Annotated in this window: 10 protein-coding genes; 3 read left to right on the forward strand and 7 right to left on the reverse strand. The window is 72.7% G+C overall.

Translation table 11 applies throughout. The annotated features are described in order from the left end of the window. Nucleotides 1-13: 13 nt before the first annotated feature. Both ACFXMG_RS19980 and ACFXMG_RS19985 read right to left on the reverse strand, forming a co-directional pair. Nucleotides 14-793, reverse strand: a complete 780-nt coding sequence (locus ACFXMG_RS19980) for a TIGR04222 domain-containing membrane protein (RefSeq protein ID WP_383822105.1) — start codon at nt 791-793, stop codon at nt 14-16. A 91-nt stretch (nt 794-884) separates the two neighbouring features. Next, the gene (locus ACFXMG_RS19985; protein WP_383822142.1) at nt 885-1,499 is read right to left on the reverse strand and encodes a hypothetical protein; all 615 of its coding nucleotides are present in this window, start codon (nt 1,497-1,499) and stop codon (nt 885-887) included. 1,248 nt (nt 1,500-2,747) lie between these two features. Between ACFXMG_RS19985 and gcl the strand changes: the two genes are divergently transcribed. Then, nucleotides 2,748-4,535 (forward strand): glyoxylate carboligase, encoded by a 1,788-nt coding sequence (gene gcl / locus ACFXMG_RS19990; protein WP_383822108.1) that lies wholly within the window; start codon nt 2,748-2,750, stop codon nt 4,533-4,535. 115 nt (nt 4,536-4,650) lie between these two features. Beyond that, nucleotides 4,651-5,061: a hypothetical protein gene (locus ACFXMG_RS19995; RefSeq protein ID WP_383822111.1), complete on the forward strand. Its 411-nt coding sequence runs from the start codon at nt 4,651-4,653 to the stop codon at nt 5,059-5,061. Nucleotides 5,062-5,242: 181 nt separating this feature from the next. On the opposite strand, the gene ACFXMG_RS20000 is transcribed toward ACFXMG_RS19995, so the two are convergent. Beyond that, nucleotides 5,243-6,232, reverse strand: a complete 990-nt coding sequence (locus tag ACFXMG_RS20000) for an ArsR family transcriptional regulator (protein WP_383822114.1) — start codon at nt 6,230-6,232, stop codon at nt 5,243-5,245. A gap of 349 nt (nt 6,233-6,581) precedes the next feature. Here ACFXMG_RS20000 and ACFXMG_RS20005 point away from each other — a divergent pair, with 349 nt between their 5' ends. After that, a complete protein-coding gene (locus ACFXMG_RS20005; RefSeq protein ID WP_383822116.1) occupies nt 6,582-7,814 on the forward strand; it encodes an MFS transporter in 1,233 nt (410 codons plus the stop codon). On the opposite strand, the gene ACFXMG_RS20010 is transcribed toward ACFXMG_RS20005, so the two are convergent. The 4 genes from ACFXMG_RS20010 to ACFXMG_RS20025 form a co-directional block, all read right to left on the reverse strand. Then, the gene (locus tag ACFXMG_RS20010) at nt 7,753-8,415 is read right to left on the reverse strand and encodes an HNH endonuclease (RefSeq protein ID WP_383822119.1); all 663 of its coding nucleotides are present in this window, start codon (nt 8,413-8,415) and stop codon (nt 7,753-7,755) included. The genes ACFXMG_RS20005 and ACFXMG_RS20010 overlap by 62 nt on opposite strands. Before the next feature lie 570 nt (nt 8,416-8,985). Continuing rightward, nucleotides 8,986-10,443 (reverse strand): catalase, encoded by a 1,458-nt coding sequence (locus ACFXMG_RS20015; protein WP_383822122.1) that lies wholly within the window; start codon nt 10,441-10,443, stop codon nt 8,986-8,988. Nucleotides 10,444-10,638: 195 nt separating this feature from the next. Further along, nucleotides 10,639-11,529, reverse strand: a complete 891-nt coding sequence (locus tag ACFXMG_RS20020; protein WP_383822125.1) for a 2-hydroxy-3-oxopropionate reductase — start codon at nt 11,527-11,529, stop codon at nt 10,639-10,641. A gap of 44 nt (nt 11,530-11,573) precedes the next feature. After that, nucleotides 11,574-12,407, reverse strand: a complete 834-nt coding sequence (locus ACFXMG_RS20025; protein WP_383822128.1) for a TIM barrel protein — start codon at nt 12,405-12,407, stop codon at nt 11,574-11,576. Between the last annotated feature and the right edge of the window lie 26 nt (nt 12,408-12,433).

Raw genomic sequence — 12,433 nt, forward strand, 5'->3', positions numbered from 1 at the left:
GTATGGCCCCGGCTCACCGCCGGTCGGGGGCCCGGCGGCCGAGCAGCCCCCCGTCGCGGGAGAAGTGCGGCAGGAACAGGGCGAGCGCGGGGTCGCCGTACAGCGCCACGTACAGCTGGACCAGGCGGCCGTCCGTCACCTCGCGCCGGTGCGCGGGCAGCGGGTGCCGCTCGCGCAGCTCGGCCAGCAGCCGCCGGGCGGCCCGCGTCGCGGGCGGCAGCCGCAGCAGCGCGAGGGCGGCCAGGAGGGCCGGCGCCCCCGTCGCCAGGACGAGCGCGAGCCCCGGCCCGTCCCCGGCGCCCGCGCCCGCGCCCGCGAGCAGTCCGGTGGCGAGGGTGACCGGTGCCGCGGCCAGCAGCAGCCGGGCCGTGCGGTGGCGCCCCGGCGGGCGCAGCAGTCCCGCGCGCCCCAGCTCGGCGCGCAGGCCGTCCACCGCGCGGCGCGCCTCGGGGCGCAGGGCGAGGGCGCGCAGGGCCAGGGCGTTGCGCAGCGAGCGGTGGACGCCGAGCTGGACGGGGTTCCTGGTCCTGCCCGGTCCGCCGTTGGCCCGAATCGTGTGTCTGCGTCCCGCCGCGACCGCCCCGCGCTGGTGCAGCGCGACGAGCGCGACCGTCACCGCGGCCCGCCGCCCGCCCCGCAGCAGGGCCAGCGCCTCCGGCCCGGGCACCGCGCCCGCGGAGCCCGTACCGCCGCCGGTACCGCCGCCGCGTGGGCTCAGCAGCACCGCCGCGACCAGCAGTTCGGCCCAGGCGGCGCAGGCCGCCGCCACGAACCACCACGTCCCCGTCCCCATCCCGTCCACCCCCAGGGTGTTTCTGCCCGGGGAAGCGTGATCATCACGCGTGGATGGCCGGATCCGTTCGCCCCGGGCGCCGCGGAGGGCGTCAGATGGCGCCGCCGGAGGTCAGTTCGTCGGCCGCGTTGTTCACCGGCTGCGGGGTGCCGGTGAGGTCCAGGACGAAGAGCGGCAGCCCTATCTCGGCGGCGCGGGACCGGGCCTCGGGCGTGTACCCGGCGAGCGAGAAGAAGATGCTCACGGCGGAGGCGCTGAGCCCGTTCAGCCACAGGCACTCCACGGCCCGCAGCCCCGCCGGGCGGGTGCTGGGGTCGACCTGCGCGACGAGCCCGGAGCCGCGCAGGTCCACCCCGGCGGAGTGCCGGTCCTCGGGCTGCACGATCTCCCGGAAGCCGAGCCAGTGCAGATACGTGGCCGCCGCGGCGACCGCGTCCCGCGCCGTCCTGATCGTCACCGGCCGGAACGCACCCCGCGCCGGAGCGGGCCGAGGCGCGGTAGGCGGCAGCGGAATATGCACGGGATACCGCTCCGCGAACGCCCGAGGCGCCACCCCGAACCAGTCCGAAACAGGCGAGCCCGCGTCCCGCCCGCCGCCGCCGGGTCCCACCCCGTCGCGGAACCCGTCCCCGAGACCGTCGCGAAGGCCGTCGCGGGGCCCGTCGCGAAGGCCGTCGCGCGGCCCGTCGCGAAGGCCGTCGCGCAGGCCGCCTCCGTCCCCGCCGCGGAGCCCGTCACGCAGGTCGTCGCCGTGATCGTCGTACCGGTCGTCGTAGCGGTCCTCGCGCAGGTCGGCGCGGTAGTCGTCAGCGTGGTCCTCGCCCAGGTCGTCGTACCGGTAGTCACCGAGATCGCCGACCTGGTCGTCGCCGTGCTCGTCGAGCGGGTCGTCGCCGTGGTCGTCACGCGGGCCGTCGAGCTGGCCTTCGCCGAGGCCGTCGAGCCGGGCGTTGAGCGGGTCGTCGTCGGGGTCGTCGAGCGGGCCGTCGAGCCGGGCATCGCCTAGGCCGTCGAGCTGGCCGTCGCCGAGGCCGTCGAGCGGGTCGACGCCGTGGTCGTCATGCGGGCCGTCGCCGTGCTCGTCACGCGGGCGGTCGAGCTGGCCTTCGCCGAGGCCGTCGAGCCGGGCGTTGAGCGGGTCGTCGTCGGGGTCGTCGTCGGGGTCGTCGAGCGGGCCGTCGAGCCGGGCATCGCCTAGGCCATCGAGCCGGCCGTCGCCAAGGCCGTTGAGCTGGTCGTCGCCGTAGCCCTTAAGCGGGTCATCGAGCCCGGCGCCACCACGGCGCTCTTCCCCTGCCTCGGCGGCCTGGGCGGTGTGAGGGGCTGTCGGGTCGTCCGGGTGCCCGGGGCCGGCGGAGGCGGGGGGTGTCGCGTGGGGCGTGGGGGTGACCGGCGCGGAGTCGTACCCCTTCTCGGGGGTGGTCACGGTGCCCGCACCCATCTGGTGCGTGACGGGGGCGACCGGGATCCGGAGGACCGTCCCGCAGGCGCAGCCCAGCTCCGGGTGGGGCCACTCGTCCTCGCGGCCGCAGGCACCGCAGCGGACGGTGACCCACTCGTTCAGCCAGGTCCGGTGGCGGATGGGTTCGGCGGTCGCGCCGGGGATCACCGGCGCGGCGACGGGGCTCCCACAGGGGCAGGGGTAGACCGGCGCCGCGTACGGATGGCTCCGCAGGCATTCCGGGCAGTGCACCGACACCGACTCGCTCACACCGAACCCCCTCTTCCCGTCCGCTCATCGTCCACCAATCCGGCCGCGCGGGGGAGCGACTTCGGCCATCGCGAGGGCCTCCCGGTGTCCGTCCGGTGCCCGTCTGGTGGGCCTCCCTTGACGGCTTCCTCGGCGCCGACCTACATTGCTTCCGTATAGCAGAACAGTTATTCCGCATTACGGAAACAGGATCGGGCAGCCCGCCCGGTCTCTGCGACCGACCGGCCGAGCAGGAGCACTCCTATGCCTCGTATGACCGCCGCCGCAGCGGCCGTTGAGATCCTCAAGCGCGAAGGCGTCACCAACGCGTTCGGCGTGCCCGGCGCGGCGATCAACCCCTTCTACCGCGAGCTCAAGAACGTCGGCGGCATCAGCCACACGCTGGCCCGCCACGTCGAGGGCGCCTCCCACATGGCCGAGGGCTACACCCGCGCCAAGGCCGGCAACATCGGTGTCTGCATCGGTACCTCCGGCCCCGCCGGCACCGACATGATCACCGGCCTGTACTCGGCGATCGCCGACTCCATCCCGATCCTGTGCATCACCGGCCAGGCCCCGGTCTCGAAGCTCCACAAGGAGGACTTCCAGGCCGTCGACATCGCCTCGATCGCCAAGCCCGTCACCAAGGCCGCGACGACCGTCCTGGAGGCCGCGCAGGTCCCCGGCGTCTTCCAGCAGGCGTTCCACCTGATGCGCTCCGGCCGTCCCGGCCCGGTCCTCATCGACCTGCCGATCGACGTCCAGCTCACCGAGATCGAGTTCGACCCGGAGACGTACGAGCCGCTGCCGGTCTACAAGCCGCAGGCCACCCGCGCCCAGGCCGAGAAGGCGCTGAGCTTCCTCCTGGAGGCCGAGCGCCCGCTGATCGTCGCCGGCGGCGGCATCATCAACGCCGACGCCACCGACCTCCTCGTCGAGTTCGCCGAGCTGACCAGCATCCCGGTCATCTCCACCCTCATGGGCTGGGGCACCATCCCGGACGACCACGAGCTCGCCGCCGGCATGGTCGGCGTCCAGACCGCGCACCGCTACGGCAACGCGACCTTCCTGGAGTCCGACACCGTCATCGGCATCGGCAACCGCTGGGCAAACCGCCACACCGGCTACAACATGGACGCCTACACGGCGGGCCGGAAGTTCGTCCACGTCGACATCGAGCCCACCCAGCTCGGCAAGATCTTCGCCCCGGACTACGGCGTCGCCTCCGACGCCAAGGCCGCGCTGGAGCTCTTCGTCGCCATCGCCAAGGAGTGGAAGGCGGAGGGCAAGCTCCCCGACTTCACCGCCTGGGCCGCGTCCGCGCAGGAGCGCAAGGCCACGCTCCAGCGCCGCACGCACTTCGACAACGTGCCGATCAAGCCGCAGCGCGTCTACGAGGAGATGAACAAGGCGTTCGGCCCGGAGACCCGGTACGTCACCACCATCGGCCTCTCCCAGATCGCCGCCGCGCAGTTCCTGCACGTCTACAAGCCGCGCCACTGGATCAACTGCGGCCAGGCCGGCCCGCTCGGCTGGACCATCCCCGCCGCCATCGGTGCCGCCACCGCCGACCCGGAGACCCCGGTCGTCGCGCTCTCCGGCGACTACGACTTCCAGTTCATGATCGAGGAGCTGGCGGTCGCCGCCCAGCACAAGGTCCCCTACGTCCACGTCCTCGTGAACAACGCCTACCTGGGTCTGATCCGTCAGGCGCAGGGCGGTCTGGGGATCAACTTCGAGGTCAACCTCGAGTTCGAGAACATCAACACCCCGGAGATCGGCGTCTACGGCGTCGACCACGTCAAGGTCGCCGAGGGCCTCGGCGTCAAGGCGATCCGCGTCGAGGACCCGGCGAAGCTGGGCGAGGCGCTGGAGCAGGCCAAGAAGATGGCCGTCGAGTTCCAGGTCCCGGTCGTCGTCGAGGCGATCCTGGAGCGCATCACCAACATCGCGATGAGCAAGACGGTCGACATGAGCGACGTCACCGAGTTCGAGGACCTGGCCACCGAGCCGGGCCACGCCCCGACCGCGATCAAGCCGCTCGCGGTCTGATCCTCCCCTCCGGGGCGACCGCCCCCGGAACCACGTGCCCGGCCGGCTCCATCCGGCCGGGCACGTCGGCGTGTCGGCCCCTACGCTGGCACGAGCCGAGGATGAGGACTCCGCCATGACCGCCATGCCCGCCGTGCCCGCCGTGACCCGTCTGGTCACCCACGTCGAACTGGACGAGGACGAGACCTCGGCCGCCCAGTTCTCGGCCTCGGCCCGCCTGGAGGCCGAACTCTCCGACGGCCGCGCCCTCGTCCTCCTCGACGACCGAGGCTGGAGCGAGAGCGGCCCCGAGGACATCCGCGCCTACCTCACGCGCGCGTCGGTGGAGGACACCGCCCGGACGGTGGTGGGCCCCGACGAACCCTTCGCCGACGAGACACCCGAACAGGCCGCCACAGCCCACTGGACGTCCCTCGCGGACAGCCTGGCCGGCGAGGGGGTAGTGGTCGACGCGGCGGTACTCGCGAACGCTCCCCACGACGTCGTCCTGAGCGAACGCCTCCGCACCTGGGCCGCCTTCGACTGACCCCGCTCAGCCCCCGCCTGTACGCGCACGACACCCGCCCCGCATCGGACCGGCACCGGCCCTGATCTTTCAGTCCCGCGCCCCTGCCTGAACGAGTACGACGCCCACCCGCCCGGATGGCACGGCACCGCCCGGCGGGCCCGCCGGCGCCGCACGAGACCGCGTGGCCCTGCCCCCCCGCTCAGCCCCGCGCCCCCGCCCGGACGAGCACGGCACCCGCCTCCGTCCAGTCGTACAGCACGGACCGGCCCGCCCGTCTTCGCCGCACCAGGCCGGCGTCGTGCAGGACCTTGAGGTGGCGTCCCACCGAGCCGAGGCCCTGGCCGGTCAGGGCCACCAACTGGCTGGTAGAGAGCGGGGATTCGAGGCGGAGCAGGACGCCCGCGCGGGCCGGGCCGAGGAGGGCGCCGAGTGCCTCCGGGACCACCGGGCCCGCGCCGTCGGCGAGAACTCCCGCGCAGGCGTAGACGATCGCGCACCGCTCGACGGTGTCGCCGGGAGCCTCCCAGGACACCCAGCCCGCCGTCGGCGTCACCGGCACCAGCAGCAGCCGTCCGCCGGTGACCGAACGCGGCGGGTAGTCACGGGGGTTGACCTGGAGCCTGCCGTCCCCGAGCCACCGCATCCGCCCCGGACACAGCTCGTCCAGCGCCGCCGCCCAGCCGTCCCGCGCCAGCCGCGCGGTCCTGGCCGCCACATCGGCCTCCAGCACCCGGCGCCGCCGCGGCCACTCCGGCAGCACCGTCTCCCGCCACACCCACTCCAGCAGCACCGCCAGCCGCTCCGGCAGATCGCGCGCCGAGCGCAGCGGCTCGGGCACGGGACCGCCCACCGACACGGCCAGATCGGCGAGAGCCGCCTCCGGCGTGGTCGCCCGCACCGCCTCGACCTCCTCCTCGAAGCACCGCTCGCCCTCGCCGTACGGGGTCGGCGTGAGAAAGTCCGCGTTCCAGGTGGGGCTGATCGCCGCCCGCACGAGCAGCGCGTCCAACGGCTCGGCGGCCAGCCGCGCCCGATACGCGGGCAACCACTCCCCGAGCCACCGCCGCTCACCCGGATGCCCAGCCCGCCCCGTATGCAGCGTGTGCAACGAAGCGACGGCCTCAGCAAGCGGCGAGATCACAAACCTCCCTCCCGCCAACACATCAGCCCCCAACCGCCACCACCCCATACCCACTCCTTCCCCTCACCACCGAACAGCCACATGCCGCCGAACGCTCCCGCGCCGCCGGACGGCTGCCGCCGCCGGAGGCCGTCTGCCCTCAGACGGCCTGTGGCCGCCGGAGGCCGCGCTGGCATCCGGACGGCCCGTGGCCGTCGTACAGCCCCGCGCCGCCGGACGGCCGCCTGCCGCCAGACCGCCCTCCACCGCCAGACGGCCGCTCCCGCGGGGCCCCGCCCCACCCGCGGTCGTCCGTGTCCGTGGCCCAGCGTGCCCGCACGCCCCGCCCGCCGCACAGTGTTTCGCGGTGGCGCGAAACACTACCGGGGGCCGTCCCGGCCTCCTCAGAATCGCCGGCATGTCCCTTCCCGTTTCTGAGGTGTCTTCGCCGTCGCGGTATCGCGATCTCTTCCGTACGCCCGAGTTCTCGCCGCTCTTTCTCGCCGGGGCCGCGCAGGTCGCCGCGCAGACCGTCGGGGGGCTGGGGTTGGCCACGCTCGTGTTTCGGGGGACCGGGTCGGCGTTGCTCAGTGCGCTGGCGATGTTCGGGCCTTCCCTGGCGCAGTTGCTCGGGGCCACTACGTTGCTGTCGGCCGCTGATCGGCTGCCGCCGCGTGGCGCGCTTGCCGTCGTCGGTGTGGTCTTCGCGGTGGGGACGGGGGCTCAGGCCCTGCCGGGGATGCCGCTCGGGGGCGCGTTCGGGCTCCTTGCCGTGCTCGGGGTCGTGGGGTCGCTCGGTGGGGGCGTGCGGTACGGGTTGCTCGGGGAGGTCCTGCCGCGCGAGCGGTATCTGCTCGGGCGGGCGGTGATGAACATGGCCGTCGGCGTCTGCCAGATCGCCGGGTTCGCCGTCGGCGGGGTGCTCCTGACGGTGCTCTCCCCGCGCGGCACCCTCCTCACCGGCGCCGCCCTCTACCTGCTCGCCGCGCTCCTCTACCGCTTCGGCCTCACCGCCCGCCCGCCCCGCGCCACCGGCCGCCCCTCCGCCGCCGAGACCTGGCGGACCAACGCGCGGCTGCTCGCCGACCGCCCGCGCCGGCTGCTCTACCTCGCGCTGTGGGTGCCCAACGGGCTGATCGTCGGCTGCGAGGCGCTCTTCGTGGCGTACGCCCCCGACCGCGCCGGCCTGCTCTTCGCCTGCGCCGCCGTCGGCATGCTGGCGGGGGACACCGTCATCGGGCGCTTCCTGCCGGAGCGGCTGCGGGGGCGGCTCGCCGCACCCCTCCAGGCCCTGCTGGCGGCCCCGTACCTCCTCTTCGTCCTCGGTACGGGGCTGCCGATGGCGGCGGCGGGCGCGGCCGTGGCCGTCTCCGCGATCGGCTACGGGGCGAGCCTGCTCTACCAGGAGCGGCTGCTGGCCCTCGTTCCGGAGGAGTCCAGCGGGCACGCGCTCGGCCTGCACGGCTCCGGGATGCTCGCCTGCCAGGGCCTCGCCGCGGCCCTGGCGGGCGGTCTCGCGCAGCTCACCTCGCCGGCGACGGCGATGGCCCTCCTCGCGGTGGCCTCGCTCGCCGTCACCGGAGTCCTCACTACGGCGCTGTCGAGCGCTGCACCACGGTCTCCTCGCACGGCCCGTCGCCGAACAGCTTGAGCGCCTCCATCTCGTCCTTGTCGACCGAGAGCCCCCAGCGCAGCTTGGTGCCGACCCACTCGCCGACGTAGCGGCAGTACGCGGCGTTCCCGTCGGGCACCCACTCGGCCGGGTCCTGGTCGCCCTTCGCCTTCTGGGCGCGGGCGGTGACGGCGACCAGGGTGGCCGCGGCCCCCTGGTCGTTGGCGTACGCCGCCCGCCGCGCGTCCGTCCAGCCGGACGCGCCCGAGGCCCACGCCTCCGCCAGCGGCACGAGGTGGTCGACGCGGAGCAGCGCCGGGTCGGTGACGGTCTGCCCGTCGTAGTACGAGGTCCACTTGCCGCCGGTCAGCGCGCAGGCGGTGCCGGTGGCGGGCACCTCGACGGCCTCCGCGAGCAGCACCTCGGCGCGGGTGTCGCAGTCGTCGGCGGAGTCGAGTCCCTTGTCCCAGTGCGGGAAGGCCGTCTCCGCGTACCCCTGCGCGTCCTCGGTGGCCTCGGTCAGTTCGGCGAGCGCGTCGGGGAAGAGCTGGATGCCGGCGGAGGCGGCGGGGGCGGGGGCGGCGAGCGGGGACAGGACGAGGGCGAGCGGGACGAGCCCGCGCATCAGGTTCTTGATCACGTACTGGTGGATAGCGCCGGAACCGGGGCGCACGGGAGGCGCATCGCGGTGCGCTCCCCCGTGCGGGTGCGGATCTTCACCGCAGAAACGATGCGCTCCGTCCCCGTACCGGCGCATGGAAACCGCCACATGGAAACCGGCGCAGGCGCATGGAAACCGCCGCATGGAAACCGCCGCATGGAAACCGGCGCAGGCGCATGCAACCGGCGCATGGAAAAGAGCGCGGAACCAGGGACCGTAAACCTGGTTCCGCGCTCTCGTCTGGTGACCGCCCGACGGCACGAGGCTGGCGCGACAGGACGTTCGCACCGCCGGGCGGAGTCTGTGGTGCTCCCCGGGGTGGGGGAGGGGCGTGGGGACCGCGGCGGCTCCGACGGACGCTTCGGCCGGTCCCTTCCTTCAGGTCTGGAAGGGGGGCCTGGTGTCCTGGCCACCGCACTGGCTCGCAGCCGCCGCGGTCTCACGCTGTCCGTTGAACACCGACCACCCCTCATCCGGGCCGGTGTTCCGGACGGCGTACGGCATTGACCTCCCGTCAGATGCCGTACGCGGTCTGGGAATCCGAGAAGATCAGTCCTCGCGCAGGGCGCGGACGGCCTCCTCGACGCGCTTGCCGTAGTCGGCGTCGGCGGCGGCGAAGTGGGCGAGGTTCTTCTCGATGACGTCCTCGCGGGACACCTGGGACAGACCGCCGGCGATGTTGGCGATCAGACGGGTCTTCTCCTCCTCCGACATCAGGCGGTAGAGCTCGCCGGCCTGGAAGAAGTCGTCGTCCTTGGTGTGCTGCGGGGCCGCGTGCGTGCCGGTCCAGCCGTGGATCGCGAGCGGCGCGGAGAGCGGCGCGTCGGTCTGGGCCGGGCCCTGGTACGAGTTGGGCTCGTAGTTCTTGTCGTACCGCGAGCCGTTACGGGTCGCCATGGCGCCGTCCCGGCCGTAGTTCTCGGCGACGGTCGCCTTGGGGGCGTTCACCGGGAGCTGGGTGTGGTTGACGCCGAGGCGGTAGCGGTGGGCGTCCGCGTAGGCGAAGAGACGGCCCTGGAGCATCTTGTCCGGCGAGGGACCGATGCCCGGGACGAAGTTGTTCGGCGAGAACGCCGACTGCTCGACCTCGGCGAAGACGTTGTCCGGGTTGCGGTCGAGGACCATGCGGCCCACGCGCTGGAGCGGGTAGTCGCTGTGCGGCCACACCTTGGTGAGGTCGAACGGGTTGAAGCGGTAGTCCGCGGCCTCGGCGGCCGGCATGACCTGCACGTACAGGGTCCAGGAGGGGCTCACGCCGCGCTCGATGGCCTGGAGCAGGTCGGTCTGGTGCGAGTTCGCGTCCTTGCCGACGGTCTCGGCGGCCTGGTCGGCGGAGAGGGAGCGGATGCCCTGGTTCGTCTTGAAGTGGTACTTGACGAAGAACGCCTCGCCCGCCTCGTTGGTCCACTGGTACGTGTGCGAGCCGTAGCCGTTCATGTGACGGTACGAGGCCGGGATGCCGCGGTCGCCCATGAGCCAGGTGATCTGGTGGGTGGCCTCGGGGGCGTGCGCCCAGAAGTCCCAGACGTTGTCCGCCTCCTGCTTGCCCGTGAAGGGGTCGCGCTTCTGGGAGTGGATGAAGTCGGGGAACTTGATCGGGTCCTTGATGAAGAACACCGGGGTGTTGTTGCCGACGAGGTCGTAGTTGCCGTCCTCGGTGTAGAACTTCACCGCGAAGCCGCGCGGGTCGCGGACGGCGTCGGCGCCGCCGAGCGAGTCGGCCACGGTCGAGAAGCGGATGAAGAGCTCCGTCTTCTTGCCGACCTCGGAGAGGAAGTCCGCCTTGGTGAAGCCGGTGACGTCGTCGGTCACCTCGAAGTAGCCGTACGCGCCGGAGCCGCGGGCGTGCACCACGCGCTCCGGGATCCGCTCACGGTTGAAGCGCGCGAGCTTCTCCAGCAGGTGCTGGTCCTGGAGGAGGATGGGGCCACCGACGCCGGCGGTGGCGGAGTTCTGGTTGTCGGCGACGGGGGCGCCGGACTCGGTCGTAAGCACGCGCTGCGTCATTTGTCGGGGCGGCCTTTCCGTACGGATGCTGCTGACTGACGTGGAGCGTAGGTTCGCTCAGAACAGGGCGTCAACAGTTTGTTGAAAATGAAGTGTGGGTGTTCCGGTCGGCGGCGGCGCCTGGGCGCGACAGGACAGGTGTCAGCACCGCCGCCGACCGGAAATCTGGGGGCCCCGCCGAGGCGGGGCGTCGGATCAGACCTGGGCGCCGGAGAGGCGCTCGACGGCGCGGAGCAGGGCCGAGTGGTCCAGGCCGCCGTCACCCTGCGCGCGCAGCGAGGCGACGAGCTGGGCGACCACGGCGCCGACCGGGAGGGCCGCGCCGACGTTGCGGGCGGCGTCGGTCACGATGCCCATGTCCTTGTGGTGCAGGTCGATCCGGAAGCCGGGCTTGAAGTCCCGGTTCAGGAAGTTGTCCTTCTTGCGGGTCAGCACGGTCGAGCCGGCCAGACCGCCGTTGAGGACGTCGAGGGCGGCCTGGAGGTTCACACCGGACTTCTCCAGGAAGACCACGGCCTCGGCGCACGCCTGGATGTTCACGGCGACGATGAGCTGGTTGGCCGCCTTGACCGTCTGGCCGGAGCCGTGCGGGCCGCAGAGGACGATGACCTTGCCGAGGGCCTCCAGGATCGGGAGGGCCTCGTCGAAGTCGGCCTGCTCGCCGCCGACCATGATCGAGAGCACGGCCTCGATGGCGCCGGCCTCGCCGCCGGAGACGGGCGCGTCGATGACGCGGATGCCCTTCTCCTTGGCGTTCTTCGCCAGGTCGACCGAGGTCTGCGGGGTGATCGACGACATGTCGATGATCAGCGCGCCCTGCTTGGCGTTCTCCAGGATGCCCTCGGGGCCGTAGGAGATGGCCTCGACCTGCGGGGAGGCGGGCACCATCGTGATGATCACGTCGGCGTCCTTGACGGCCTCGGCGATCGAGCCCGCCGCGGAGCCGCCGGCCTTGGCCAGACGCTCCAGCTTGTCCTGCTCCAGGGTGAAGCCGGTGACGGAGTAGCCGGCCTTGATCAGGTTCTCGGACATGGGGGAGCCCATGATGCCGAGGCCGATCCACGCGATCTTGGGAAGGTTGCTCATGAGGGTGCCTCTCAAAACAAGGTCGTACGGGGAGGGGGCCTGCGTCAGCGGGCCGGACGGGCCTCTGCCGGGAGCCATTCGAAGGACGCGGCGGCGTCGGCGGCCTTGTACTCCAGGCCCACCCAGCCGTCGTAACCGGCCTTCTTCAGCTCGTCGAGCAGCTGCTCCAGCGGCAGTTCGCCGGTGCCCGGGGCGCCGCGGCCCGGCATGTCCGCGATCTGGACGTGGCCGGTCTTGTCCGCGTACCGCGCGATGACGGCGCTGACGTCCTCGCCGTTCATGGCCAGGTGGTAGATGTCGAGGAGGAACTTGGCGTTGCCGAGCCCGGTGGCCTCGTTCACCTTGTCGACGACCTCGATCGCGGAGGGGGCGCTCACCAGCGGGTAGAGCGGCGACTCCGGCTTGTTCAGGGTCTCGACCAGCAGGATCGCGCCGACGCGGTCGGCGGCACGGGCCGCCAGGACCAGGTTCTCCAGGGCGAGGGCGTCCTGGACCTCCGGGTCGACGCCCTCGACGCGGTTGCCGTAGAGCGCGTTGAGCGCCTTGCAACCGACCGAGGCGGCGAAGTCCGCGGCGATGTCGATGTTGGCCCGGAAGCGGTCGGACTCCTCGCCCGGGACCGAGACCGCGCCGCGGTCCGGGCCGGGGAGCTGTCCGGCGTAGAAGTTCAGGCCCACCAGCTGGGTGCCGGCGTCCTCAAGGGCTTTCTTGAGGGCGTCGAGCTCGCTCTGCTCGGGGGTGGCGGTGTCGATCCAGGGCCACCACAGCTCGACCGCGGTGAAGCCCGCCGCGGCGGCGGCCGCGGGGCGCTCCAGGAGCGGGAGTTCCGTGAAGAGGATCGACAGGTTCACATCGAAGCGCTGGTCGGTGTATCCCATGAGGGGCAGGCGCTCCTTCCGTATTG

Origin of the sequence: Streptomyces sp. NPDC059201 (genome assembly GCF_042754585.1) — a bacterium.
GTDB lineage: Bacteria > Actinomycetota > Actinomycetes > Streptomycetales > Streptomycetaceae > Streptomyces.